The organism is Glutamicibacter sp. FR1 (genome assembly GCF_047300825.1).
In the GTDB taxonomy this organism is placed as follows: Bacteria; Actinomycetota; Actinomycetes; order Actinomycetales; family Micrococcaceae; genus Glutamicibacter; species Glutamicibacter nicotianae.
Genome location: NZ_CP178602.1, coordinates 1632067 through 1656651 on the forward strand (window position 1 = coordinate 1632067; position 24585 = coordinate 1656651).

General features: G+C 61.8%; 24 protein-coding genes and 1 other RNA gene. 14 read left to right on the top strand and 11 right to left on the bottom strand.

The features are described 5' to 3' along the window. The first annotated feature begins 185 nt into the window (after nt 1–185). Both ACLQ8T_RS07900 and ACLQ8T_RS07905 read left to right on the top strand, forming a co-directional pair. Complete coding sequence (locus ACLQ8T_RS07900; RefSeq protein ID WP_413456302.1) at nt 186–719, top strand: gluconokinase; 534 nt, start codon at nt 186–188, stop codon at nt 717–719. A gap of 52 nt (nt 720–771) precedes the next feature. Next, a complete protein-coding gene (locus ACLQ8T_RS07905; RefSeq protein ID WP_413456303.1) occupies nt 772–2187 on the top strand; it encodes a GntP family permease in 1416 nt (471 codons plus the stop codon). Nucleotides 2188–2276: 89 nt separating this feature from the next. Here ACLQ8T_RS07905 and ACLQ8T_RS07910 read toward each other — a convergent pair whose 3' ends face one another. Continuing rightward, nucleotides 2277–3011 (bottom strand): FadR/GntR family transcriptional regulator, encoded by a 735-nt coding sequence (locus tag ACLQ8T_RS07910; protein ID WP_413456304.1) that lies wholly within the window; start codon nt 3009–3011, stop codon nt 2277–2279. Nucleotides 3012–3220: 209 nt separating this feature from the next. On the opposite strand from ACLQ8T_RS07910, the gene gndA reads away from it, so the two are divergent. Further along, on the top strand, nt 3221–4660 hold the full coding sequence (gene gndA / locus ACLQ8T_RS07915) for an NADP-dependent phosphogluconate dehydrogenase (RefSeq protein ID WP_413456305.1): 1440 nt from the start codon (nt 3221–3223) through the stop codon (nt 4658–4660). Nucleotides 4661–4813: 153 nt separating this feature from the next. Here the strand turns inward: gndA and ACLQ8T_RS07920 are convergent, their stop codons facing one another. Both ACLQ8T_RS07920 and ACLQ8T_RS07925 read right to left on the bottom strand, forming a co-directional pair. Then, nucleotides 4814–5332 (bottom strand): DinB family protein, encoded by a 519-nt coding sequence (locus tag ACLQ8T_RS07920; RefSeq protein WP_413456306.1) that lies wholly within the window; start codon nt 5330–5332, stop codon nt 4814–4816. A gap of 96 nt (nt 5333–5428) precedes the next feature. Continuing rightward, nucleotides 5429–6007, bottom strand: a complete 579-nt coding sequence (locus ACLQ8T_RS07925) for a TetR/AcrR family transcriptional regulator (protein ID WP_413456307.1) — start codon at nt 6005–6007, stop codon at nt 5429–5431. Between the two features lie 92 nt (nt 6008–6099). Here ACLQ8T_RS07925 and ACLQ8T_RS07930 point away from each other — a divergent pair, with 92 nt between their 5' ends. Genes ACLQ8T_RS07930 through ACLQ8T_RS07940 form a run of 3 tightly spaced genes read left to right on the top strand, consistent with a single transcriptional unit; the run spans nt 6100 to nt 8140 of the window. Continuing rightward, entirely contained in the window at nt 6100–6492 is a 393-nt protein-coding gene (locus ACLQ8T_RS07930) for a DUF1304 domain-containing protein (protein ID WP_413456308.1), read from the top strand. A 51-nt stretch (nt 6493–6543) separates the two neighbouring features. Continuing rightward, nucleotides 6544–7554 carry an NADP-dependent oxidoreductase gene (locus ACLQ8T_RS07935; RefSeq protein ID WP_413456309.1) on the top strand — a complete coding sequence of 337 codons (1011 nt, stop codon included), beginning with the start codon at nt 6544–6546 and terminating at the stop codon, nt 7552–7554. A gap of 52 nt (nt 7555–7606) precedes the next feature. Further along, a complete protein-coding gene (locus ACLQ8T_RS07940) occupies nt 7607–8140 on the top strand; it encodes a hypothetical protein (protein WP_204721995.1) in 534 nt (177 codons plus the stop codon). Here the strand turns inward: ACLQ8T_RS07940 and ACLQ8T_RS07945 are convergent, their stop codons facing one another. After that, nucleotides 8141–8641 carry an N-acetyltransferase family protein gene (locus ACLQ8T_RS07945; protein WP_413456310.1) on the bottom strand — a complete coding sequence of 167 codons (501 nt, stop codon included), beginning with the start codon at nt 8639–8641 and terminating at the stop codon, nt 8141–8143. It abuts the gene before it with no gap. 2 nt (nt 8642–8643) lie between these two features. Further along, a complete protein-coding gene (locus tag ACLQ8T_RS07950; protein WP_413456311.1) occupies nt 8644–10905 on the bottom strand; it encodes an ATP-binding cassette domain-containing protein in 2262 nt (753 codons plus the stop codon). Between the two features lie 131 nt (nt 10906–11036). Here ACLQ8T_RS07950 and ACLQ8T_RS07955 point away from each other — a divergent pair, with 131 nt between their 5' ends. Together ACLQ8T_RS07955 and ACLQ8T_RS07960 are read left to right on the top strand one after the other, a co-directional pair. Continuing rightward, on the top strand, nt 11037–11591 hold the full coding sequence (locus ACLQ8T_RS07955; protein WP_413456312.1) for a hypothetical protein: 555 nt from the start codon (nt 11037–11039) through the stop codon (nt 11589–11591). A gap of 296 nt (nt 11592–11887) precedes the next feature. Continuing rightward, nucleotides 11888–13168 (top strand): dicarboxylate/amino acid:cation symporter, encoded by a 1281-nt coding sequence (locus tag ACLQ8T_RS07960; RefSeq protein WP_413456313.1) that lies wholly within the window; start codon nt 11888–11890, stop codon nt 13166–13168. A 176-nt stretch (nt 13169–13344) separates the two neighbouring features. On the opposite strand, the gene epsC is transcribed toward ACLQ8T_RS07960, so the two are convergent. The 3 genes from epsC to msrA form a co-directional block, all read right to left on the bottom strand. Then, nucleotides 13345–13929 carry a serine O-acetyltransferase EpsC gene (gene epsC, locus ACLQ8T_RS07965; RefSeq protein ID WP_413456314.1) on the bottom strand — a complete coding sequence of 195 codons (585 nt, stop codon included), beginning with the start codon at nt 13927–13929 and terminating at the stop codon, nt 13345–13347. 142 nt (nt 13930–14071) lie between these two features. Continuing rightward, the gene (gene cysK / locus ACLQ8T_RS07970; RefSeq protein WP_038990964.1) at nt 14072–15007 is read right to left on the bottom strand and encodes a cysteine synthase A; all 936 of its coding nucleotides are present in this window, start codon (nt 15005–15007) and stop codon (nt 14072–14074) included. A 127-nt stretch (nt 15008–15134) separates the two neighbouring features. Further along, a complete protein-coding gene (msrA, locus tag ACLQ8T_RS07975) occupies nt 15135–15662 on the bottom strand; it encodes a peptide-methionine (S)-S-oxide reductase MsrA (protein ID WP_413456395.1) in 528 nt (175 codons plus the stop codon). 132 nt (nt 15663–15794) lie between these two features. Between msrA and ACLQ8T_RS07980 the strand changes: the two genes are divergently transcribed. Together ACLQ8T_RS07980 and ACLQ8T_RS07985 are read left to right on the top strand one after the other, a co-directional pair. Continuing rightward, nucleotides 15795–16748 (top strand): Nif3-like dinuclear metal center hexameric protein, encoded by a 954-nt coding sequence (locus ACLQ8T_RS07980; RefSeq protein WP_413456315.1) that lies wholly within the window; start codon nt 15795–15797, stop codon nt 16746–16748. Between the two features lie 12 nt (nt 16749–16760). After that, nucleotides 16761–17144 (top strand): VOC family protein, encoded by a 384-nt coding sequence (locus ACLQ8T_RS07985; RefSeq protein ID WP_413456316.1) that lies wholly within the window; start codon nt 16761–16763, stop codon nt 17142–17144. A gap of 64 nt (nt 17145–17208) precedes the next feature. On the opposite strand, the gene ACLQ8T_RS07990 is transcribed toward ACLQ8T_RS07985, so the two are convergent. After that, nucleotides 17209–17997 (bottom strand): YaaA family protein, encoded by a 789-nt coding sequence (locus tag ACLQ8T_RS07990; protein ID WP_413456396.1) that lies wholly within the window; start codon nt 17995–17997, stop codon nt 17209–17211. Nucleotides 17998–18130: 133 nt separating this feature from the next. On the opposite strand from ACLQ8T_RS07990, the gene rnpB reads away from it, so the two are divergent. The 4 genes from rnpB to ACLQ8T_RS08010 all read left to right on the top strand — a co-directional run bounded on the left by rnpB (nt 18131) and on the right by ACLQ8T_RS08010 (nt 22225). Further along, an RNA gene (gene rnpB, locus ACLQ8T_RS07995) (RNase P RNA component class A) lies at nt 18131–18486 on the top strand. Between the two features lie 234 nt (nt 18487–18720). Continuing rightward, nucleotides 18721–20178: a glyceraldehyde-3-phosphate dehydrogenase gene (locus ACLQ8T_RS08000; protein ID WP_413456317.1), complete on the top strand. Its 1458-nt coding sequence runs from the start codon at nt 18721–18723 to the stop codon at nt 20176–20178. Between the two features lie 231 nt (nt 20179–20409). Continuing rightward, on the top strand, nt 20410–21036 hold the full coding sequence (locus tag ACLQ8T_RS08005) for a hypothetical protein (protein WP_413456318.1): 627 nt from the start codon (nt 20410–20412) through the stop codon (nt 21034–21036). A gap of 142 nt (nt 21037–21178) precedes the next feature. After that, nucleotides 21179–22225, top strand: coding sequence for a winged helix DNA-binding domain-containing protein (locus ACLQ8T_RS08010; protein WP_413456319.1), 1047 nt, complete (start codon nt 21179–21181; stop codon nt 22223–22225). A 27-nt stretch (nt 22226–22252) separates the two neighbouring features. Here the strand turns inward: ACLQ8T_RS08010 and def are convergent, their stop codons facing one another. Together def and ACLQ8T_RS08020 are read right to left on the bottom strand one after the other, a co-directional pair. Beyond that, nucleotides 22253–22825: a peptide deformylase gene (gene def / locus ACLQ8T_RS08015; protein WP_413456320.1), complete on the bottom strand. Its 573-nt coding sequence runs from the start codon at nt 22823–22825 to the stop codon at nt 22253–22255. 24 nt (nt 22826–22849) lie between these two features. Beyond that, nucleotides 22850–23998, bottom strand: a complete 1149-nt coding sequence (locus ACLQ8T_RS08020) for an acyl-CoA dehydrogenase family protein (protein WP_413456321.1) — start codon at nt 23996–23998, stop codon at nt 22850–22852. Nucleotides 23999–24585: the final 587 nt, after the last annotated feature.

Here is a 24585-nt window from a genome sequence, read left to right on the forward strand (position 1 = left end):
ATTGAAGGATTGGCATGATTTCCTGGAAATATACTGGCTGACCAGTGCGTTTGCGTGGATCAAGCAGATTCTCCGCGACATTTGTTGACAGTAGCCCAGCTCACTCTTAGTCTAGTTAAATCATATTTTATGGAACTAGAATATCCATAAGTCATATATTAGTTTGCACGCAACGGAGTGAATGCATGAATCAGCAAGTCCCGCCCATTGTGGTGATGGGTGTTTCGGGCAGCGGCAAAACCACCATCGGCCAACTGCTCGCCGACCGGCTGGAGCATGAATTCATCGATGGCGACAGCTTGCATCCCAAGGCCAACAAGGAAAAAATGGCTGCCGGCCAGGCGCTGGATGACGCTGATCGCGAGCCATGGCTGGAACTGATTGGAACGAAGCTGGCCGAAAGCAATCAGCGCCAGGCGCCGCCGGTGATCGCCTGCTCCGCGCTCAAGCGAAGCTACCGGGATCTCATCAGGCGCCTGGCACCGGCGACGGTTTTCATCCACCTTGCCGGTGGCCCGAACTTGATTCGGGATCGGATTACTGCGCGTTCGCACGAGTACATGCCGGCCAGCCTGCTCAACAGCCAGCTGGCCACACTCGAAGTACCGGACCCGGACGAACCGGTGCTCAGTGCCGATATTGCCGACAGCCCAGAGGAGATCGTCAGTCAATTGGCCGCAAAGCTCACTTCGCCGACCGCTCCTCGTGCGGCGCACTGACATCAATCCGCAACCCCCCAAGGCAAAGGCCTCCCATTGATCAAGGAAGACAATGACAAGCGAACTTGAACTGAACTGGACGCTGGGCACGCCCGGCCTGCTGCTACTGGCGGTCGCCGCGGTAGCGCTGCTGCTGCTGCTGATCATCCGCTTCCGCGTCCATGCGTTCCTCGCACTGGTACTTACCAGCTTGCTGACCGCCGTAGCGTCGGGCATCCCCGCTGAATCGGTCATTACGACACTGACCGGCGGCTTCGGATCCACTTTGGCCAGCGTGGCACTGCTGGTCGGCTTGGGTGCAATGCTCGGACGCATGCTGGAAACCAGCGGCGGTGCTGATGTGATGACCAGCTGGCTGATCTCCAAGTTCGGCGAGAAGCGCGCGCCACTGGCCTTGTCGGTGGCTTCGCTGCTCTTCGGCTTCCCGATCTTCTTCGATGCTGGACTGGTAGTCATGCTGCCGATCATCTTCACTGTGGCCCGCCGCCTGGGCGGTTCGCTGCTGCTCTACGCAATCCCCTCGGCCACCGCATTCTCGGTGATGCACGTATTCGTGCCGCCCCACCCTGGACCGGTGGCCGCGTCCGGCCTTCTGGAAGCCAACGTCGGGCTCGTGCTGGTGCTCGGCCTGGTCGTCGCGATCCCGACCTGGTTCGTTGCCGGGCATCTGTTCGGAAAGTTCGTCGGCAAGAAGTTCGATATCCCGGTCCCGAATATCCTGGATGCGGCTCTGGGCAACGGGGCATCGAAGGACGAGTTCAAGTCCTTGCCGTCGGTGGGCACGGTATTCAGCCTGCTGCTGCTCCCGCTGCTGCTGATCTTCATGAATACCGGCTTGAACATGCTCGGCTCCGCAGGCGTCGTGGATCCGGAATCCGCCTGGGTGCGCTGGCTGCGCCTGCTCGGCGAGACCCCGGTGGCCCTGCTTATTACGGTGCTGTTGGGCATCTTCCTGCTGGGATTCCTCAAGGGCAAGGACAAGACGCTGACCGAAACCGTCGTGGACTCGGCCTTGGGCCCGGTCTGCTCGATCATTTTGATCACCGGCGCCGGAGGCATGTTCGGCGGCGTGCTGCGGGCGAGCGGTATCGGCAACGCTATCGCGAGCTCGCTTGAATCGGTGGGCATGCCGTTGATCGTCGCCGGCTTCCTGATCGCCGCCATCGTCCGCCTGGCCCAGGGTTCGGCCACGGTGGCGCTGACTACGGCGGCCGCCATCGTCCAGCCCGCGGTGCTGGCCGATTCCTCACTGAGCGCCTTCCAGGTTGCCGCCATGGTGCTGGCACTGGCTGCGGGCTCGGTCTTCGCCGGCCACGTCAATGATTCGGGCTTCTGGCTGATCTCGCGCTTCCTGGATCTCGATGTGCCCACGACCTTGAAGGTGTGGACTGTTGGCCAGGCGCTGGTTTCGGTGGTCGGCTTCGCCTGTGTCATGGTGTTCTACGGCCTGGCGACCGCGCTGGCCTAAAGCGAGCTCGGGCTAAGCAAAGAATCCGCCGGGGCAGCGACGCAGATCGCTGCCCCGGCGGTTTCTTAATGCGATGCGGGATAGCCTGGCTACTGGGAGCTCTTGGCCGGATCCACGAACAAGCGCGGTGCTCCGTCCCAGAGGCTGCAGATCTCGTTGTGCGTCCGGCGCATGATGCTTTCCATATTCTTCCGCGCACTGGCGGCATCCGAATTGGAGATCGCATCCGCGACCGACTGGTGCCAGAGCAGGGCTTCTTCGTGGGGACGTTCGGGCATCAGGCCCAGTTCGGTGCGGCCACGCAGGATCGCTCCGATCGGGGTGGCGAGATTCGCGAACATCTCGTTGCCCGAGGCGGCCAGCACCACCGCATGGAATCGGATATCCAGCTCCAGGAATCGCCGTAAATCACCTTGGCGTCCGTAATGGTTCATCTGCGCGGAGAGCATCATCAGCTCCTTGCGCATCGCTTCGGGGGCGAACTCGGCCGCCAGTTCCGCGGCCATCGGCTCGACGGAAATGCGCAGTTCGGTCAGTGAGCGCAGCTGCGCGCCCTTCTGGTCGCTGGCCAGCCGCCAGCGGATGACATGATCGTCGTAGGGGTTCCAGCTCTCGGCGCCGAGCACTCGAATACCTACCCGCTTGGTGCTGTTGACTAGGCCGCATTGAGCCAGGACCCGGATGGCTTCACGGATCACCGAGCGCGAGACCTGCAGCTTCTGTTCCAGGTCGGCGGCGAGGATAATGGAGCCGCGCGGAATTTGCCCGCTGATAATGCGGGAGCCGAGGTGCTCAACCACATGAGCGTGCAGACTTGTTGCCATGGGGTTCAGTTTAGCCAATGGCCTGCGTCAAATCAGGCAAAGGCAAGTCGATCCCCGAAATAAATATGCTTTAACTTTTGCGAACCGCTGTAAATCACGGCCCTCGCCCTTGTAGGATGGAAGGGTCACGTGGCCGTGAACAGGGATCGTGACTCATCCGGTCTCTGCTTGGCGGTCCAACTCCCCGTAATCGATGGAGACTTATTTTTATGCCTGCACAGATTGGTGTCACAGGTCTGGCCGTCATGGGCGCAAACCTGGCCCGCAACTTCGCCCGCAACGGATATACCGTCGCCCTGCACAACCGCTCGGTCGGCAAGACCGACGCGCTGCTCGAAGCGCATGGCGATGAAGGCGATTTCATTCGCACCGAAAGCTTGGAAGAACTGGTTGCAAACCTCGAAACGCCGCGCCGCGTGCTGATTATGGTCAAGGCCGGCTCTCCGGTGGACTCGGTCATCGACCAGCTGGTGCCGCTGCTTGAAGAGGGCGACGTGGTCATCGACGCGGGCAACTCGCACTACACCGACACCCGCCGCCGCGAAGCCTCCCTGGCCGAAAAGGGCCTGCACTTCGTGGGCATCGGCGTCTCCGGCGGCGAAGAAGGCGCGCTGCTGGGCCCATCGATCATGCCAGGTGGATCCGCCGAATCATACAAGTCGCTGGGCCCGATGCTGGAGAAGATCTCCGCGAAGGCCGACGACGGTGCACCATGCTGCGCCTGGATCTCCACCGACGGTGCCGGCCACTTCGTGAAGATGGTCCACAACGGCATCGAATACGCCGACATGCAGGTCATCGGCGAAGCCTACGACCTGATGCGCAACGCCGCAGGCATCGAGCCGGCCAAGCAGGCAGAGATCTTCAACGAGTGGAACCAGGACGAGCTGTCCAGCTTCCTGATCGAGATCACCGCCGAAGTGCTGGGCCACGTCGATGCATCCACCGGCAAGCCGCTGGTCGATGTCATCCAGGACTCCGCAGGGCAGAAGGGCACCGGCCGCTGGACCGTGCAGTCCGGCCTGGACATGGGCTCGCCGGTATCGGCCATTGCCGAATCGGTCTTCGCCCGCTCACTGTCCTCGCAGCGCGATATCCGCGCCGTGGGCCAGCAGGTGCTGACCGGCGAAACCGCCGAGGTCGCACTGCCGGAGAACTTCGTCGAGGATGTGCGCCAGGCGCTGTTCGCCTCGAAGCTGGTTTCCTACGCCCAGGGCATCGACATGCTCACCTCGGCTGCCGGCGAATACAACTGGGAGCTGAAGCTCGACGAGATCGCCGGTCTGTGGCGCGAGGGCTGCATCATCCGTGCGGCCCTGCTCAAGGACATCACCGCCGCCTACTCGGCCGGCGAGAAGCCTTCGAACCTGCTGTTCGCCCCGGCCTTCGCCGAGGCCATCAACAAGGCAGTTCCAGCATGGCGCCGCGTGGTTTCCGTTGCTGTCCAGCTGGGCATCCCTGCACCGGTGTTCTCCTCGTCGCTGGCCTACTACGATGGCCTGCGCCGCGACCGCCTGCCAGCAGCACTGACCCAGGGCCTGCGCGACTACTTCGGTGCGCACACCTACCGCCGCACCGACAAGGAAGGCACCTTCCACACGCAGTGGAGCGGTGACCGTACCGAAATCGCAGCCGAGGACACCCACTAATACCGGGATTTCCTCCAATGGCCTGCCCGAACTCGCTGGAGTTCGGGCAGGCCATTTTTGCGCGCGAATGATCATGGATCAGCCGAATGTATTCCGCGCAGACGCTGATCGCGACGTAGTGCGGGCACTTGTCCCTCGCGTACCGGTTCGGCTTCAGGGCAGCGACAGCTGTCTGGCATGGAAAGCGAAGTGCAAGCTGGGGTAGGCATAGACATCGGCCAAGCTCATGTGCTCATGGAAAAACGGATCCCATCGGCGCGGGAAGTCGACGCAGCGTTGCAGGTCCGCGATGTCTTCTGTTGCCAGCGTGGCCAGGATCGTTGCTTGGGTCCGCTCCAGCCGTGTGCGCATCCGGCGATGGTTGTAGACCGTAGCCGCCGCGCAGGATCCGAGGTAATTCACCGGGTGGAACAGCCGCGTGCCGGAATTGAGCACCGCGCAGAAGGCCGAACGGATCCACGGCGGGCATTTGATCAGCAGGTGCACCAGCGGGATGAGCGCGCGGACCACCATATAGCCGAAGACCATATGGAAGAGCAGCTGCTCGTTGCTCCAGCGGGTGCTTTCGCTGTGCTTGGCCAACGAGCTGCGATCGGCGCCAGACAAGAAGCCAGCCAAGGCAGCGGCATCACGCCGGTAGCTGGCGGCAATTTGTTCTCGAACCTGGTCCATCGGTCATCGCTCCGCGCAAGGAAGTCCCGAGCCCGTTGCCGGGATTCCATGGTAAACCCGTCTTCGCGCAGCGGCACCGTCTAGGAAGATGTGCTGCTAGTCCTCCAACAGGTTCTCCGCGCACTGCAGCAAGCGGACTGCTTCGCCGGGGGAGATGCGCACCAGGGCGAAGGCCGCCACCACGAGCCCGGTAATGGTATCGCTGAGCAGGGCATGGCGTTCGGAGGAGAGCTCTGGGCAAACTGCCTTCAATCCGCGGCCCACGGCGCCATCGAGTTCTTCGCGGTAGGCGGAAATGACGGCAGCGATGTCGTTTTCGGCGGCAATTGGTGCGCTGGCGGTATTGATCAGCAGGCAGCCATGGGCCGCTGGCAGGGATTCGGGTTTCGCGAAGGCGGCGGCAAGTCCGCGCAGGTAGTCTTCCAGCGCGTGGGCCGGTACGGGATCCTGGAGCAGTGGACGCAATCGCGGGCGCACGATCTCATTGAGGTAGCTGTCCACCGCTGCGTCGAAGAGGCCGCGCTTGGAGCCGAACGAGTTGTAGATGCTGGAGCGGCTCAGGCCGGTAGCGTTTTCAAGCTCGGGAATGGACGTGGCCTCGAAGCCGCGTGACCAGAAGACCGATCGGGCACTCTGGATGACTTTTTCTTTATCGAATGCGGATGTTCGCGCCATCACACCCATCTCCTCTTTTCGTAACGACCATTCCAGTATATATTGAAATGGTCGTTACAGAATAGTTGTTCCCCGCACATTAAGGACGCATCATGATCATCGCCGCGCAGATCTTCGCAACAGCAGCCGCCCTGCTGCACATCTACATCTTCTCGATGGAGTCTCTGTCATGGACCACCGCCAAGACCCGGTCGGTGTTCAAGACCAGCGAGGCTGAAGCGGAAGCGACGCGGGAGATGGCCTTCAACCAGGGGTTCTACAACCTCTTCCTGGCCATAGCGTCAATTGCAGGCGTGATCGCCTTGGGCCTGGGACACATGGCAGTGGGCGCTACCTTGGTCTTCGCCGGAACCGGCTCGATGCTGGCCGCCGCGCTGGTGCTGGCACTGGGCAGCCCTGGCAAAGCGAAGCTCGCCATCAAGCAGGGGGTATTGCCATTTCTGGCCGTCGTACTGCTGATCCTTGGCCTCGTGCTGGGCAACTAGTACGACACGAAGAATTCCACACGCTACCGAGACTTGAAAGAACTGGTAACCATGACCAAAGCAACCAGCACGCAGATCCTGCTCGCCTCCCGCCCCTCCGGCTGGCCGACCCACGAGAACTTCACCGTGCAGACCGTTGAGCTGCCGGAGCTGAAAACCGGGGAAATTCGGGTGCGCAACGAGTTCATTTCGGTGGACCCTTACATGCGCGGACGCATGAACGACACCCGCTCCTACATTCCTCCGTTCCAGATCGGCGAGCAGATCCTCGGCGGAGCGATTGGCCGCGTGGTCGAGACCGCTGACGCGGCATTCCCGGCAGGCACCTTGGTCCAGCATCAGCTGGGCTGGTCGGACACCGTGCAAGCCGATTCGTCCAGCTTCAAGCCGGCGCCTGATCTGCCTGGGGTATCGTCATCTCTTCGTCTGCACATCCTGGGCATGACCGGGTTGACCGCCTACGTGGGCCTGAGCGCTATCGCAAATCTTGCAGAAGGGGAGACCGTCTTCGTCTCCGGTGCCGCAGGGGCAGTGGGCACTGCTGCCGGGCAGATCGCCAAGCTCATGGGAGCCAAGCGCGTCATCGGTTCGGCCGGCAGCGCCGAGAAGATTGAACTGCTGACCAGCAAGTACGGCTACGACGCAGCCTTCAACTACAAGGATGGCGACGTGCGCGGCCAGCTGGCCACCGCAGCTCCCGAGGGCATCGACGTCTTTTTCGACAACGTCGGCGGGGATCACCTCGAAGCCGCGCTGGCAGCTTTCAACGATGGCGGGCGCGCAGCCCTGTGCGGCGCCATCGCCAGCTACAACACCACCGAGCCGGCTCCGGGTCCGCAGAACATGTCCAACCTGATCACCCGCGGGCTGAAGCTGCAGGGGTTCACCCTTTCCAGCTACCTTGATCTCGCCCCGGAATTCGGCGAGCGCATGGGCCAGTGGTTCTCCGAAGGCAAGATCGCCTACGACGAGACAATTGTTGACGGCATCGAGAATACCGTGGACGCCTTCCTGGGCATGATGCGCGGAGCGAACACCGGCAAGATGCTCGTGCGCATCTAGCCTCGGCCACGTGACGATTGCTCCGGTCCGAAGCCCAATCTAGGATCGGAGCATGAACGGATATGGTGGCGGCTGGGGCACTGGGCTGGGAATCGTGCTCGCGCTCGTCCCGCTGCTAACAGTAATCATCGCGGGCGCAGGCGTAGTCCTGGCCATGCGAACGCTGCGGCTGCGCTCGAAAGTGGATACCGCCGGTCAATGGTGGCTACGCGTCCAATACGCCATTGACCGGTGTTTGTCCCAGGACATCGTCGAGCAGAATGTCGGCACGTCGATGCTCGAGCATCTTCAGGGCGCAGGCCAGCCGCCCGAAGGCCTGGACGACGCGCAGCGCAGATCCTGGATGCGCGAGCATCAAGATAGCTGGGCGGTGCAGCCCGAGGACTTGGCGTTGATTCGCGATGTGGTCAAGGAGCTGGCACTGGACAAGTTCCATGCGCGAGACTCCATGGGAATTCGGAAGGACACTGATTCGCATGCCGAATACGACACGCTGCGTCGCCAAGCGCAGTTGGTCTCGAAGATCGATGCGAAACTGGGCACCCCAACGGACCCGGACATCCTGGAGATTCTTGCCGGCGGCTAGCTACCGCAGCATCCTCGCGTCGGTGATTTCCGGGGCGGCCGGGTCAACCTCGGTGGCTCCGTCGAAGTCGAAGCCGTTGCGTTCATAGAACCTGATGGCCCGCGGATTCTGGGTAGCCACCCAGAGCACGGCCGGCTCGTCGCCCAGCACTGCATCCAGCAGCGCCTGCCCGGTGCCATCCCCATGGAAGGCCCGCAGCACATACAGGTTGTACAGCTGCCGAGCCACGTCTTCGCGCAGGCCTTCGGTATTTCCCGTGGGCGGAGCCGCGAAGGCGAAGCCGACAAGCTTCCTGTCCTCGTTCTCCGCGACGCAGATCCGGAACAGCGGATTCGGGTCATCCAGCACCCTGGTCCACATGCCCAGGCGTTGCTCATCATGCGCGGAGTCGAAGAACCCGTCGGGCAGCAGATGCGTGTAGGTTTCCTTCCAGCACTCGACATGCAGCCGGGCCAACTCCGGCGCGTCAGCCGGCTGAGGTTTCCTGAGTTTCTGCGCCACGCCTATCCCCTGACGTAGGCGGCGAGGTGTTCGCCGGTCAGCGTGCCCGAGGCGGCAAGATCCGCAGGGGTCCCTTCGAAGACGATGCTTCCGCCTTCGTGGCCTGCCCCGGGGCCCAAGTCGATGACCCAGTCGCTGTGCGCGACGACTGCCAGGTGATGCTCGATGACAATGACGGTATTGCCTTCGTCGACCATCTCGTCGAGCAGCCGCAGCAGGTTCTGCACATCGGCAATATGCAACCCGGTGGTTGGCTCATCAAGGACGTACGTACCGGCGCCCTGGCCCAGGTTGATGGCCAGCTTGATGCGCTGCCGTTCGCCGCCGGAGAGCGTATTCAGCCGCTGGCCCAGTTTCAGGTAGCCCAAGCCCACCTGATTCAGCCGTTCCAGCATGGCCTTGGCCTTGGGCACCTTCAGCTGCTCCAAGGCTTCTTCCATGCTCAAGTCCAGGACTTCGGCGATGTTCAAGCCGTCCAGGGTGTATTCCAGCACTTCAGCTGTATACCGCTTGCCTCCGCACTGCTCGCACGGCAGGGCGACCCCGGCCATGGAAGCCAAATCCGTGTAGGTGTAGCCGACACCGCTGCAGGCAGGACAGGCGCCGGCCGAGTTGGCGCTGAACAAGGCCGGCTTCACGCCGTTGGCCTTCGCAAAGGCGGCACGGATCGGATCCATGATCCCGGTGTAGGTGGCAGGGTTCGAACGCCGTGATCCGCGGATCGCCGTTTGGTCCACCACGGCAACATCCTCGCGCTTGGCGATCGTCGAGTGGATCAGCGTGGACTTGCCCGAACCCGCGACGCCGGTGATCGCGCACATCACGCCGGTGGGAATATCAACGGAAAGATTCTTCAGGTTATGCAGGGAGGCGCCACGCACTTCCATCGCGCCAGTGGCCTTGCGCGGGGTCGTATTGAGGGCGGCACGCGTCGTGAAATGCTTCCCGGTGAGCGTATCGCTGGCGAGCAGGCCATCCACGGCTCCGCTGTAGCAAATGGTGCCGCCGTGGGTGCCGGCGCCCGGACCCAGGTCGATGACGTGGTCGGCAATGCCGATGACGTCTGGCTTGTGCTCCACCACCAGCACGGTATTGCCCTTGTCGCGCAGGCCGGCCAGCAACCTGTTCATCCGCTGGATGTCATGGGGATGCAAACCCACGGTGGGCTCGTCGAATACATAGGTGACATCGCTGAGCGCCGATCCAAGATGCCGGATCATCTTCACGCGCTGGGCTTCACCGCCGGAGAGCGTGCCAGCCGGGCGGTCCAGCGAAAGGTATCCCAGGCCCAGATCCACCATGGATTCGAGCACGGCCTTCAAATTGGTGATCAGCGGCGACGCATCCTGAATCTGGATCTGATCCAGTGCGTCGAGCAGCTCGGACACCTGCATTACCGTCATGTCCGCGATCCCCAGGGAATTGATCTTCGACTCGCGGGCCGCCGGTCCCAGCCGGGAACCGTCGCAGGCGGAGCAAGGGGCGGTCGTGGAGATCCGCTCGATCCACTCGCGGATATGGGCTTGCTTGATTTCCCTGCCCGAATGGATGTAATTGGACTTGATGCGGGTGATCAAGCCGGAGTAGCTCATGTTCGCGCCGTTGAGCTTGACCTTGCCCGCTTCCTCATAGAGCATGCGGTCCAGCATGGCCTTGGGCATGTCCCTGAGCTTCACGTTCAGGTCCGGCTGCGTGCCGGCGGTCAGCGTCTGCCACAGCCACGCGCCCGGGGCGAAGTTGGGCGCCTTGATGGCTCCCTCATTCAGGGTTTTGTCCCAATCCAGCAGTTCATCAAGGTCGATGCTCGCCTCGGTGCCGAAACCCTCGCATACCGGGCACGCCCCCTGGCCGAGATTAAACGAATACGCGCCCGCGCCGCCGGCGCTCGGGGTGGAGTACCGCGAATACAGCACGCGCAGAAGCGAATAGGCATCGGTTGCCGTGCCCACGGTAGAACGCGAATTCGCGCCCATCCGTTCCTGGTCGACCACGATGGCCGTAGACAGATTCTCCAGCACCTCCACGTCAGGCCGGGGCATCGACGGCATGAAGCTCTGGATGAAGGTCGTGTACGTTTCATTGATCAGCCGCTGGGACTCGGCGGCAATTGTGCCGAACACCAGCGAGGACTTTCCTGAACCCGATACGCCGGTAAAGGCGGTGATGCGGCGTTTGGGAATATCGACGTCGACGCCCCGCAGGTTGTTTTCCCGTGCTTGGCGTACTCGGATCGTGTCATGGCTATCGGCAGGGTGCAGGTTCATGTCCCAAGCCTACTGACAATTGGACCCACCAGCACCTCGCCCGGGCTTGCCTGCTTGCAATTGCTGCCCCCTACGGTGGAGGATCGAACTATCAGGGAATCAGCGATTCCTCGTCGAGAGCGGAGAATGCCATGCCGGATGCACCTCGGAAACTACTCAAGCTCAGCTCGGCAGCAGCACTGGCCGGCTGCCTCGCGCTCGCCGGTTGCGGCAGCACCTCCGGCGGCGCACCTAGCGAAGCGCCGTCGAATCCTGGAGCCAGCCCGACGCAAACCTCCTCCGCAACCGCATCCCCAACCGCGACCTCGTCCGAGCCGACAGAGCCTGCAGCTTCAAGCACGCCGGCCGATGAGGAATCGGAGCAAACGGAAACGATCGGGGGACAGGAGCTGGGCAAGCTGCCGTCAAACGCCACCGAGTATGCCGACGCGCTGGTCGTTGCCTGGGGCAATGGGAACGAAGCCCAAATGAAGCAGTTGGCCACCGCCCAAGTGGTCGCGTCCCTAACTGAGCATTCGGCGGCAGGTGGACCAAATTGGTCGCAAACCAGCAGCGACGCCGGAGCAGGGTCGGTGTTCGTGAGCTATGAAAATGCCGATGACGGGACTGTGCTGAACCTGCGGGTGCAAAACCAGGTTGTCGGCCAGGGCCATGAACAAGGCGTGGTTGAAGCAAGCTTCGAGTAGTCCACGACGTCACACCAGCAGCATGCCGCTTAATTGTGGCCAGACGCCCTCAGCCGCTGAATCGCTGAATATTCATCTAGGGAACGGTCGATACCCCAGCAATCGAATCCAGTGGGAGTCCTTGCGATTTCTAGCGGGAATTATTCGGCAGAAGCGAGAATTTCCATAACACTTAAGCCAATCACAGGATTTCGGTGTAATGGAAACTACGTCTATCATGATTGAGGCGTGCGCCACGACACACCTGTGGCCGTCGCGCAGGGTGCTCCGATCCCTAACCGTATATAAGGACTTTCATGAAGCTGCTGAAATCTATCCCACTGCTTGGCTGGGTGCTCGTTGCCATCGTGCTGGGCATACTGCTTGGCCCGGTCATGCCGGTCTGGCTGGGAAGCGTATTCCTGACCTACAACTCGATCTTCTCCGGATTCCTTGGCTTCATCGTGCCTTTGATCATCTTCGGCTTGGTCGCGCCGGCAATCGCTGAGCTTGGCAAGGGCGCCGGCAAGTGGTTGGGCATCACCGCAGTCATTGCGTACGCCTCGACCATGGCCGCAGGCCTGCTTGCCTACTTCGTCAGCCGCTGGCTGTTCACCAAGTCGCTGTCCGGCGGCGGCGTCGAAGAAGTTGGTGCAGGCGAAGGATCCGGTTTCGAGCCGTACTTCTCCCTGGTCGGCGAGGCGGGAGATTCCGCAACTGAAATCGTGCTGACTCCGCTGATGGGTGTGATGACCGCACTGGTGCTGGCGTTCATGCTGGGCCTGGGGCTCACTGCCTTCCGTTCCACCGTGCTCTTCCGTGGTGCGGTGGAATTCCGCAGCATCATCGAAATGGTCATCCGCCGCGTGATCGTTCCGGCGCTGCCGCTGTTCATCTTCGGCATCTTCCTGGATCTGTCCGCCGCCGGTGACGCCGTCGTCGTGGTCCAGAAGTTCCTCTTCGTTGCAGTGATTTCCTTCGTGCTCACCTTGATTGTCCTGCTGGCGCAGTTCACGATCGCTGGTGCGATGAACAAGCGCAACCCGCTGGCCGCCCTGTGGGGAATGCGCAATGCCTACTTCACCGCATTGGGCACCTCGTCTTCGGCCGCAACCATTCCGGTGACCCTGGAATCGGCCAAGAAGAATGGCGTGGCCGACGCCGTGGCAGGCTTCGTGATCCCGCTGTGCGCCACGATCCACCTGTCCGGCTCGATGGTCAAGATCACCTGCTTCTCCATCGCAGTGCTCCTGCTGACCGGCGGCGACGTATCTTTCGGCACGTACTTCCCGTTCATCCTGATGCTGGGCGTCATGATGATCGCCGCCCCGGGCGTGCCCGGCGGCGCTATTGCGGCCGCTGCTGGCTTGCTCTCCCAGCTGCTCGGCTTCGGCGAGGTCGAGGTCGGCCTGATGTTCGCGGCCTACATTGCACTGGATAGCTTCGGCACCGCAACCAACGTGACCGGTGACGGAGCGCTGGCCATGATCATGCACAAGCTGACCCGAGGCAAGCTCGGCACGCAGCCGCAGGATCCCGAGGACGAAATCGTTGAACTGGCAGATGGCACCGAATCGGAAGACCACAAGCTGGCCTAACCCGCTTGCCGCACAAGCATGAGCATCGATGCCCGGTACCAGACTCGCAGGTACCGGGCATCAATGCTTTGTTCTGCCGGCGACCAAGCCGGACCAAGAAGAAACCCGCCCAGCGGTCGAACCTGAACAGTTCGGACGCTGGGCGGGTTTGCGCTGCCGTAACGGAAGCAGAAGTCCTAGATCCACATGGCCGGGTCGATGTACTCGGCCGGGTCCACCGCTGGCTTGTGCTCTTCAGGCCGGCGTGGACGGTTCTGCGCAGGGATTCCGGTGACGATCGATGCTGCCGGGGCATCCTTGACGACAACGGCGTTCGCGCCGATCGCCGAGTCGGCACCGATCACGATCGGGCCCAGGACCTTGGCTCCGGCGCCGATGACCACGCGGTCCCCGATGGTCGGGTGGCGCTTGACCTTGGCCAGCGACCGGCCGCCGAGGGTCACCCCGTGGTACAGCATCACGTCGTCGCCGATTTCGGCCGTCTCGCCAATGACGATGCCCATGCCGTGGTCGATGAAGAAGCGGCGGCCGATGGTCGCGCCGGGATGGATCTCGATGCCGGTTAGTGCGCGGTTCGCCTGGGATAGCAAACGGGCTGGCCATTTCAGCGCCGGGTTCTGCCACATCTTGTGGGCCAGCCGGTGCATCCAGATGGCGTGCAGCCCGGAATACACGAAGAAGTTTTCGGGATCGCTTCGCGCTGCCGGATCGTGCTGGCGTGCGTTAGCCAAATCCTCACGCAGGCGGGAGATAAAACTCATGAATACTACCTTAATGGTTGCGGTTCGCTGCGGGACAATCCGCAGATGTCACACAGCAAATCGGCGCGAGCTGCACCGATAAAGGTCTCTCTATAGACCCAACGGTGGCTCACGCCGATTTATTCTGCTACTGCGAATCTGCTTAGCCGCGGATGTCGTCGAAGAGCAGCGTGGAGATGTAGCGCTCACCGAAGTCGGGGATGATCGCAACGATCTGCTTGCCTGCATTTTCCTCGCGTGCGGCGACCTGCACGGCGCCCCATACAGCTGCACCAGCGGAGATGCCGCCGAGGATGCCTTCCTTGACGCCCAGCGCGCGAGCGGTCGACACCGAATCCTCGATGCTGGCATCCAGGACTTCGTCGTACAGCTCGGTATCGAGTACCTCGGGGATGAAGTTCGCGCCCAAACCCTGGATCTTGTGCGGGCCCGGCTTTCCGCCATTGAGGATTGGGGAATCCTTCGGCTCCACTGCCACGATCTTCAGGTTCGGATTCTTTTCCTTCAGGTAGCGGCCTGCGCCGGTGATCGTTCCACCGGTACCGATGCCCGCTACCAGGATATCGACCTTGCCTTCGGTATCGGCCCAGATTTCCGGACCAGTGGTGTCTGCGTGCACCTGCGGGTTCGCGGTGTTGGCGAACTGCTGCGCCCAGATGGCGTTATCGGAGGTCGCAACGATCTCCTTGGCCTTTTCCACGGCGCCGCGCATGCCATCGGCGCCCGGGGTCAGCACGATCTCGGCACCGAAAGCGCGCAGCATGACGCGGCGTTCGGTGGACATGGTCTCAGGCATGGTCAACACGACCTTGTAGCCGCGAGCCGCGCCAACCATGGCCAGCGCGATGCCGGTGTTGCCGGATGTGCCCTCGACGATGGTGCCACCTGGCTTCAACGCGCCCGATGCCTCGGCTGCATCGACGATGGCCACTCCGATGCGGTCCTTGACGGAGTTGGCCGGGTTGTAGAATTCCAGCTTCACGGCGATGTTGCCTGGCAGGCCCTCGCCGACGCGGTTCAGGTTCACCAGCGGGGTGTTGCCGACGACTTCGGTGACGTTGTTGTAGATCTTGCCCATCTTGTATGCAATCCTTACGTGACTCTATGCAGCCGCAGATAGTTGCGGCGAAATAACTGCTGGAATCTGGCGTATCCGCCGGTCATCCATCGGGTTCACAACTAACCCTAATAGGCCTAAAGCGCGACTAGGCTTCGTTTAGCCATTGAGCGTAATATTTCCTGACTCTTGCGAGCTTTGGATCGATAATCACCCGGCAATATCCGACTTCTTGGTTTTCGGAGTAATAATCCTGGTGAATTTGCTCGGCAGGATAGAAATCTTTCGACTCTTCCAGCGTGGTGACGATCGGATTGGGGTATACGCGCGAGAACTTGTCGATGGAGGCTTCGAAAAGCTCGCGCTGCGCATCGTCGAGCGGAAACATCGCCGAGCGGTACTGGGTTCCCACATCGTAGCCTTGGCGGTTCAGCGTGGTCGGGTCGTGCACGGTGAAGAACATGTCCAGGATGACGTCGGCCGGAACCACTTGCGGATCGAAGATCACCGCGACACCTTCGGCATGGCCGGTGGTGCCGGTGCAAACCTCGCGGTAGTTCGGATCCTTGGTATGGCCGCCGATATATCCGGAAATCACCGCGTAGACGCCACGCGTTCGCTGGTACACGGCATCCAAGCACCAGAAGCAACCGCCAGCTAGCACGAAGGTGCTCAACTTGGTGTCCTGGACTTCCAGAGCCGGGGTGAATTGATGAGGTGACTGAAGGCTGAGAATACTCACACAGTTCACAACGTTGCGGCGTTGCATTCTGTTCCATCCTCATTTGCACCGCGTAGTCTGGTTGGTATGCAGAGCAAGGCAAATAACTCGCAAGACCTGGGGAAGAGCAACGTTTCCCCGGAGGCCTCGACGCTCAAGCCCGTTACCGAAGCAAAGCCAGAGCGGCCGGTGGAAGACGCCTCGGCTGCGCAGACCACCCTGGGTAACGTCCTTGAAGCCGCCGAGGAACTTTGGCCAAAGTCATTGGCCGAGGATTGGGATGCCGTTGGGCTGGTCACCGGGCGAACCGGCCAGCAGATTTCCAAGATCGTGATGGCTGTTGATCCAACGCTGGAGGTGATCGAGGACGCAATCGAGCGTGGAGCCGATCTGCTGATCACTCACCACCCGCTGCTGTTGCGCGGAGTCACCCAGGTTGCCGGCACGACATTCAAGGGTGAGGCCATCCACCGCCTGATTGAATCCGGTACCGCATTGCTGACCGCGCACACCAATGCCGACAGTGCCATCGGGGGCGTCAACGACGCGCTGGCCGATGCCTTCGGGCTGAAGGACTGCGTGCCGTTGGTGGAGTCCAAGGACGGGCTGCCCGAGGAAGGCCTGGGCCGGGTGGGCTTCTTGGAGAAGCCGATGAAGCTCGACGATTTCGCGGAACGCGTCTACACCGTGCTGCCGGCCGTCGCCGGCGGAGTGCGCGTCGCCGGAGACCGCAACGGAATCATCCGGAAGGTTGCCCTGTGCGGCGGAGCCGGTGATTCCCTGTTCGATGCGGTGCGCTCGCACCAGGCCGATGTGTACGTAACCGCCGACCTGCGCCATCACCCGGCAAGCGAAGCGCGCGAAGCTGCCAATGGTGGCTTCCCTTACCTGATCGACGTTTCCCACTTCGCTTCGGAATGGGTCTGGCTCTCGGCCGGTGCCCGTGCCTTGGGCAATGTGCTGAACGATCTGGGGCATGCGGTGGAAATCGAGGTATCCCAGGTGAATTCCGATCCTTGGGACTTTGTCCTCACACCCTAGCCGGAGCTTGGCATGCTGCACCACGTAGAGATTTGGGTGGAGGACTTGGCAGCCAGCACGGCATCCCTGGGCTGGCTGCTGACCCGTCTTGGCTACACGGTCAATTCGCAATGGGCCAACGGCATCAGCTATTCCTGCGGAGAGTTCTATATCGTTCTGGAATCAGGACCGGGTGCGAAGAAGCAACGGCATGACCGGCGTGCCCCCGGGCTGAACCATTTGGCCTTCCATGCCGGCACCAGGCAGGACGTCGACATGTTGGCGGCCGAAGCGCTGGATCACGGTTTCGCCCTCATGTTCGCGCAACTGCACCCGTATGCAGGGGGAGCGCAGCACTACGCGGCCTATTTGGAGGATGCGGCCGGGTTCGAAGTCGAACTGGTTGCAGCAAAATGATGATGCCGTGCAGGCTTGGCGGGATTGCCCGGCCGGCACGGCATCATTCGCTGTCGCAACGAGCTCAGGCGGCGTGCCTCACGGTGGTGAACTGGTGGTCTTCTGGCAGCAGGATGTTCAGGGCCAGGCCCTTCTTGTCTTCAACTAGGGAAGCTTCCCACTTGGTCTGGACAAGGTCGAGCAATTCTCCAGGATTCTTCGGGTCGACCGGCTGCTCGACCAGGAAGCGCGCGACCTCGCCCCGGGTGTGCTTGGCGAAATGCGAGACCACTTTCGGCGTTCCGTTGCGCATCTGGAACACATTGACCGCAACGGTGTTGCCATTGGCTGGCTTGTAGGCGGCTGCGTAGGTGCTCGACCGGGCGTCAACGATCAGCTGGCTGCCGGCCGCCTCATCGAGAACCGGGGCCAGCCACTTCTTCCACCAGGTGGCCAGCTTGCCCAGCGGTTCGAGCTTGACCGACATGGACAAGCGGTACGGCGGAATGCGATCGCCAAATCGCACGGCGCCCCATAGCGCGGAGATCACGATGACGGATTCGTCGGCGCGCCGTCGCGCGGCTTCATCCAGGCTCGCGTAGTCCAGGGCTTCGAAGAGCACCCCCGAGTAAATATCGTGAGCCTGGGCGGCCGGCTCGGTGTGCAGGTTGATATTCCGTGCTACCTCATTGGCCAGCGAAGCTCCGACGCCCAGCAGGTCCATGGCATCTTCCCTTGCTGATACTTCTGCCAGAGCATCGAGCACGAGGCGGCGTTCGGCAGAGAGCTCCGGAAAAGAGAGATCTTCGATTTCGAAGGGAGCTCCTTCGACGTGGGCGGTCTTGCCTTCGGAAGGCGGCAACAAAATAAGCACGCTCTCCAGCTTATCGGAGTCCACCTGCTGCTCTGCGCCGGCCATGTCCCCGCCGTGGCGACTCCGGCTGTGAGCGATCAAGTGTTCGAAAGTGGTCTGAAGGCTGTCCTGAAACGATTAGACTGGTAGTGAATGGGATGGCCAGACGGTCGCGTGGCAAGCAATTGTCCCGAGGAACGTCCGGGCTCCACAGAACAGGGTGGTGGGTAACGCCCACTCGGGGTAACCCGCAGGCTAGTGCCACAGAAAATAGACCGCCAGGTTTTCCTGGTAAGGGTGAAACGGTGGTGTAAGAGACCACCAGCACCCCAAGTGATTGGGGTGGCTAGGTAAACCCCACTCGGAGCAAGGTCAGACAGACTGCGTTATGAGGGCTGTTCGCCCCATGCAGTCGGGTGGACCGCTAGAGGCTGCCGGCAACGGCAGTCGTAGATAGATGACCGTCCCGCTTCGGCGCGACAAAACCCGGCGTATCGGCCATCCCATTCATTAATTCCTTCGCTGCATCCAGCCCTTCATTCCTGATCGCATCGCCCGGCCCTTGCCCGCTCGTGAGATGATTCACAGTTCCCGATCCGCGCTTTTTCAGCGCACGGTCTAGAATGGATCATGTACTTACGAGGATGATCCTGTTACCTCGTGCCACCGCAAAAGCAATGGTGCTTCCCACGGTGCCAACCGACTTCATGGATCTGCGAGTCGGCTGAATTGGAAGGATTTTCTGTGACCCAGCAGTCTGTCGTTGCCCAGCAAGAATGGAGCGGGCGCGAAGAGCTCGCCGAGGCCATGATTCCACTGATCGGACGTCTGTACCGCAAGAACAATGTGGTGACCTCCGTCTACGGCCGCAAGCTGATCAACCAGTCCGCCATCGACATCATCAAGGCCCACCGCGTCGTGCGCCGCATCGATGGCGAAGAGCTCGACCTGAACGACACCAAGGCGATCCTCGATGCCATCGAGTCCCTGAATGTCGGCTCGGTCTCCGTTGATCTCGGCCGTATGAACAAGAAGTTCAAGGAGTCCGGTTCCGTTGATCTGAACGCCTTCCTGGCTGATGAATTGGGCGAGAAGGTTGGTCAGGCTGGCGCAACCGACGCAGAACCGCAGGATGTCGTGCTGTACGGCTTCGGCCGCATCGGCCGCCTCCTGGCCCGCATCCTCATCGAGCGCGGCGGCTACGGCCTGCGCCTGCGTGCCATCGTAGTCCGCAAGGGCGCGGAGAACGACTTGGTCAAGCGCGCCTCGCTGCTGCGCCGCGACTCGGTCCACGGCCGCTTCGACGGCTCGATCACCGTTGACGAGGAAAACAGCACCATCCTCGCCAACGGCACCATGATCAAGGTCATCTACTCGAACGACCCGACCACCGTTGACTACACCGAGCACGGCATCGACAACGCCATCGTCGTTGACAACACCGGCCGCTGGCGCGATGAGGCCGGCCTGTCCCAGCACCTGGCCGCCAAGGGCGTTTCCCGTGTCCTGCTGACCGCACCCGGCAAGGGCGATCTGAAGAACATCGTCCACGGCATCAACGATTCGTGGATCACGGCAGAAGACAAGATTGTCACCGCTGCATCGTGCACCACCAACGCCATCACCCCTGTGCTGAAGGCACTGAACGAGAAGTTCGGCGTTACCCACGGGCACGTGGAGACCGTTCATTCGTTCACCAACGACCAGAACCTGATCGACAACTTCCACAAGGGCGAGCGCCGCGGCCGCTCGGCAGCGCTGAACATGGTGATCACCGAAACCGGTGCCGCCAAGGCTGTTGCCAAGGCCCTGCCGGAGTTCGAAGGCAAGCTGACCGGCAACGCCATCCGCGTTCCTACCCCGGATGTCTCCATGGCGATCTTGAACCTCAACCTTGAGAACGAGACCACCAAGGAAGAGCTGAACGCCTACCTGCGCGAGACCTCGCTGACCTCGAACCTGCACAAGCAGATCGACTACATCGATTCGCCTGAGGTTGTTTCCACCGACTTCGTCGGCTCGCGCCGCGCTGGCATCGTTGACGGCCTGGCCACCATCGTGTCCGGCAAGAACGCTGTCGTCTACGTTTGGTATGACAACGAATTCGGCTACTCCTGCCAGGTAGTCCGCGTCATCGAAACCATGGCCGGCACCCACCCAGCTGCAGTGCCTGCAGTGAAGGCAGAAGCCGTCACCGCCTAGGACCTCAAGGGTTTCAGCTGAAGGGGCCATCCCAACGCATTGCGCGCTGGGATGGTCCCTTCTTGGGTTCTGGGCCTGCGATAGGAACGGTCTTGCCGGGTTTTCCTGATGCACGCTTTTCCGCGTCGTGGGCAGAACCGGACGGGGGTCCAGTATTCCCGGGGGTCGCTATCCTGTTTCCTGCGCTCAGAACCTATTGCCAGAGGAAGTGCCCTGTGCAAGGCTCGGGGCATGATGCGATCAACGAATCCGGCCCTGAACCACGGCGGGTGGCCCGCAGACATGTCGCTGTCCATGGATGATCACGCGCAGCCAATCCGGATGCTGTTGTTCATCCGGCAGGCCTGGGGTCTAGCCGAAGATCTCGCGCTACCCCAGCTCAGCCCGGTTCCCGAGACGGGATCCTCGGCCCTGCCAGACGAAGCCGACCGGGACCTGTGGGAGCAACGGTGGATCCAGACCTGGTCGAACGCGTGGGCGGGAAAGGCGCAGGGTGCCCACCGCATCCCCGGGCTGGCGGCAACTATCGCGGCAACCGGTTCAGCCACCGGCAATGATTTCTGGACCCAGCAGTACGGCGACGAGGGGATCGACCTCATCGCGTTCGAGCAATGGGAACAGATGTTCGATCCGTGGTTGGGATTGAATCCAGAACCGGTGCTGCGCAGCACGGAGGTCCGGCCGGTGCTGGTCGCCGCCTGGGAGCGCGGGTTGACGGATCTCATCGTGGTGCCGTGGGCTGGATACTGCATGCACCGGCTAGGCGATTCGCACCTGGCAACCTCCTTCGACACCGCCGCCAACTGCTCCCTGCTCAGGCAGGCGCTCGCAGAGTGGATTCGCGCGCCGCTGACGTGAGGCGTCGCCAGTTGCTGCGGCAGTCTTACGTCAACGACCATCTGCACACCACGGCGAGGCATGGCGGCTGCGGATCCGGCGGCACATCCGCTGCGCCGGACTGCTAGGCTCTACGCCATCGGGAATGGATCGAGGTGGACCGATGGACAGGACCAGGGTGCTGGCAGCACGCATGGCCAGCCAGCTTCTGCTGGAACCGGCAGAATCCACGCTGCAGGCCGCCAAGCACATGCTCGCCTTCCAGTCCCAGGACTTCGCTGCAGGACGCTACGGGCTGGCCCAGCGCTCGACAGCCCAAGAATCGCGTCAGCGGGTCGACGCGCTGTTCACCGGCGGCCAGCTGGTCCGGTCGTGGACCATGCGGGGTACGTTGCACATCTGCGTCGCCGAGGACCTGCGGTGGCTGGTGCGCGCCAGCCGTGAACGCACCTTGCGCTCAGCGGCCGCGCGCCTGCGTGGACTGCAGATTGACGCACAGGTCATTGACCAGGCCGCCGGCGTCGTCAGCTCGCATTTGCGCGAATGCGGCCAAGCCAGCCGTACCGCACTCTTCAGCGCGCTGAACCGGCACGGAATCGAGACAGGCCAGCAACGCGGCTTGCACCTGCTGCAGGTCCTGGCCCTGGACGGACTGATCTGCCAGGGACCCATCCCGGATGATGCGAAACTCGTCGCGCAGGACTTCGTGCTCGTCGATCAATGGATTGCGCGGCTCAGGGAAGAGGAGCATCCCTTGGAAGAGCTCTTGCGCCGCTATCTCAACTCGCATGGACCAGCTACCCTTCGTGACGCAGCCTGGTACGCGGGGCAGACGCTTTCTGCCGTGAGAACTGCTGCCGAGGCATTAGGCTACCAGCTGGTGAGCGCAGGCCATGATGAGCGAGGCGAGGACTATTGGGTCATGGCCGGAAGCCTGGCCCACCACGAGCTTGAAACGCCGCAGCGCACCCGGTTGCCCCTGCGCCTCTTGGGTCCCTTTGACGAGTACTACCTCGGCTACGCGAACCGGTCGCTGGCAGCCGACGAGCAGATGGCCCAGCAGATCCTGCTCGGCAAGAATGGCATGTTCCTGCCCTTCTGGCTTGAACAAGGCAGGGCGGCAAGGCTCTGGAACGCAGAAGCAGCGCCGACCGATCAACTCGGTACGGCGCTGCATCAGCGGTATCTGGACTTCAAGACCGCCCGGTAGGCGGCCGCCTGCCAGGAGGGACTGGGCCTAGTGGCCGAAGGGGTCCTCATCGGTCCCCGGCAGCCAGGTGTTGCCCGGGACGCCCCAGCCAAGAGCCTTCTTGGCCTTCTTCCACTTCTTCTCCCAGCGCGGCTGCAGCTTGTCCACGTACAGCAGGCCATCCAGATGGTCGTACTCGTGCTGCATGATGCGGGCGAACCAGCCATGCGCCTCGAAGGAGATCGGCTTGCCGAACTCGTCGAAGCCCTCCACCTTCGCATAGTCGGCGCGCTGCAACGGGTAGTTCAAGCCAGGTACGGACAAGCAGCCCTCTGAATCCTCATCCGGGTGGGCAGGAGCCTGCGAAACCTTCGAAAGGGTCAGCTTCGGGTTGATCACCACACCACGCTCGGGAGCATCGTCCTGGTCTGCGAAGACGTAGGTGAACATGCGCAGGCCCAAACCGATCTGCGGAGCGGCCAAGCCGACACCGTGCGCTTCATCCATGGTCAGGTGCATATCGGCCACGAGCTCGCGCAAGGCGTCGTCAAACTCGGTGACCTCCACCGCACGCTGGTGAAGTACAGGTTCTCCGTAAACAGTGATCTGCCGAATAGGCACGTGATCAGTTCCTTTCAAAAGTGCTTAGAGTGCTCGTCCAATAGTTTCACGCATGATCTCACTTGTGCCACCGAAAATGGTCAGCAAGCGCGAGGCGGTGAACGACTGCGCGATCGGGTACTCCATGATGTAGCCGTAGCCGCCATGGATCTGCAACGCCTGATCGGAAAGCTTTTTAGCGCTCTCACTAGCCCAAAGCTTGACCTCCGCGGCCTCGGCAGCATCCAGCTCGCCCTCGTTGAACGCCAGTACCGCCCGATCCACGAAGCTCTGGGTGACATGCGCCTCAGTCTTCAGGTTAGCCAGCTCGAAACGCGTGTTCTGGTATTCGGTCAGCGCCTGGCCGAAGGTCGAGCGGTTCTTCGCATGCTCCAGCGCCTGCTCGAAGGATGCGGTGCAGATCGCCGACGCCGCCACGGCAATGGCCAGACGCGCCTGGGGGAGATGAGCCTTGACATAGGACAGGCCCTGGCCGACTTCGCCAACCAGATCGTCAGCACTCACGCGGACATCGTCGAAGAACAGCTCCGCAGTATCCGAAGCGCGCAACCCGATCTTGTCGAAGGGGGTGCCATTGGTGTACCCCTCGGAACGCTCGACCATGAACAGCGAGAAGGACTGTTCGGTGGCCCGTCCGCTCTCGCCGTCGGTGCGCGCCAGCACCAGCGCTGCATCGCCAAACGCTGCATTGCCGATGAAGGTCTTTTGCCCGCTGATCAGCCAGTCATCTCCATCGCGGACCGCCTTTGTGCGTACGGCACGCAGGTCGGACCCCGCGCCAGGCTCGGTAAACGCGCAGGAAGTAATGGTGGAGCCGTCGACCATGCGGGGCAGCCACTTGGCCTTGAGCTCGGCCGAGCCGTAGGACAGCAAATAAGGCAGCACCAGATCGTCATGCAGGTGGAACGCCAACGCCACGGCCAGGTGACCGGAACGCACGAACTCCTCATCGAGCACTACACGGAAGCGGTAGTCGTCGATCCCCATGCCGCCGAACTCCTCTGGCACGGCAAGACCCAGCAAGCCGTTCTCTCCGGCGGCCTGCCACACTTCGCGGGGTATCTGGTGCTCCTTCTCCCACTGGGCGTATTTGCCGGAAATCTCCCGGGCATTGAACTCTGTAGCCAGTTCACGGAACTGCTCGTGGTCCTCTTCAAAGAGCGCGCGTTTCACAGGGGAGTACCTTTCGGTGGGTAGAACGAAGGCATGTAGCTCACTGGCTTGCCGAAGTACATGATCCATTATGGTTGCTCAGGCCAATTCATGCCTATTCGCTAGGGCAAACAACGATTCAAGTCACCAAATAACGCAAAAAGTCTCGAAAAACACGGGGTTAGACCTCGAAACGCCAAGCATTCGAACATACTTTCGAATCAGTGTTTCAACCTGTCGAAATATGACTTAATGCCGCATTTGGACGGCGTTGCGCTCGCCGGTAGGACCGAGTTTCCTGTTCGTCTAGGCGCTTCCGTATCGTGCTTGCAGCTGGCCTCGGTGATGGACTGGGCTTGCCGGTCTTGCCCGTGCCTGGACTCGTGACTTTGCGTGGCGCGCAGCCCGATGCGTCTGGGTGCCCCGTGTGGTTGACGCTCCATTCGGACGGTTGATAGGCGGATTGCAGGTCGCTATGGGCGGGGAGCAGTGAGGCAGCGTGACGAGGAGCTCGTCTGTTCAGTGAAACCGTTTTGCCCGTCTTGGGCATGGCCTTGCATCTCACGGGTTCATGCGATGGCTGTCGGCGGTATGAAGTCGAACACTGA

Coding starts and splice junctions, on each gene's coding strand:
- ACLQ8T_RS07900 (WP_413456302.1), top strand. CDS start 186: ATGAATCAGCAAGTCCCGCCCATTGTGGTGATGGGTGTTTCGGGCAGC.
- ACLQ8T_RS07905 (WP_413456303.1), top strand. CDS start 772: ATGACAAGCGAACTTGAACTGAACTGGACGCTGGGCACGCCCGGCCTG.
- ACLQ8T_RS07910 (WP_413456304.1), bottom strand. CDS start 3,011: ATGGCAACAAGTCTGCACGCTCATGTGGTTGAGCACCTCGGCTCCCGC.
- gndA (WP_413456305.1), top strand. CDS start 3,221: ATGCCTGCACAGATTGGTGTCACAGGTCTGGCCGTCATGGGCGCAAAC.
- ACLQ8T_RS07920 (WP_413456306.1), bottom strand. CDS start 5,332: ATGGACCAGGTTCGAGAACAAATTGCCGCCAGCTACCGGCGTGATGCC.
- ACLQ8T_RS07925 (WP_413456307.1), bottom strand. CDS start 6,007: ATGGCGCGAACATCCGCATTCGATAAAGAAAAAGTCATCCAGAGTGCC.
- ACLQ8T_RS07930 (WP_413456308.1), top strand. CDS start 6,100: ATGATCATCGCCGCGCAGATCTTCGCAACAGCAGCCGCCCTGCTGCAC.
- ACLQ8T_RS07935 (WP_413456309.1), top strand. CDS start 6,544: ATGACCAAAGCAACCAGCACGCAGATCCTGCTCGCCTCCCGCCCCTCC.
- ACLQ8T_RS07940 (WP_204721995.1), top strand. CDS start 7,607: ATGAACGGATATGGTGGCGGCTGGGGCACTGGGCTGGGAATCGTGCTC.
- ACLQ8T_RS07950 (WP_413456311.1), bottom strand. CDS start 10,905: ATGAACCTGCACCCTGCCGATAGCCATGACACGATCCGAGTACGCCAA.
- ACLQ8T_RS07955 (WP_413456312.1), top strand. CDS start 11,037: ATGCCGGATGCACCTCGGAAACTACTCAAGCTCAGCTCGGCAGCAGCA.
- ACLQ8T_RS07960 (WP_413456313.1), top strand. CDS start 11,888: ATGAAGCTGCTGAAATCTATCCCACTGCTTGGCTGGGTGCTCGTTGCC.
- epsC (WP_413456314.1), bottom strand. CDS start 13,929: ATGAGTTTTATCTCCCGCCTGCGTGAGGATTTGGCTAACGCACGCCAG.
- cysK (WP_038990964.1), bottom strand. CDS start 15,007: ATGGGCAAGATCTACAACAACGTCACCGAAGTCGTCGGCAACACCCCG.
- ACLQ8T_RS07980 (WP_413456315.1), top strand. CDS start 15,795: ATGCAGAGCAAGGCAAATAACTCGCAAGACCTGGGGAAGAGCAACGTT.
- ACLQ8T_RS07985 (WP_413456316.1), top strand. CDS start 16,761: ATGCTGCACCACGTAGAGATTTGGGTGGAGGACTTGGCAGCCAGCACG.
- ACLQ8T_RS08005 (WP_413456318.1), top strand. CDS start 20,410: ATGATGCGATCAACGAATCCGGCCCTGAACCACGGCGGGTGGCCCGCA.
- ACLQ8T_RS08010 (WP_413456319.1), top strand. CDS start 21,179: ATGGACAGGACCAGGGTGCTGGCAGCACGCATGGCCAGCCAGCTTCTG.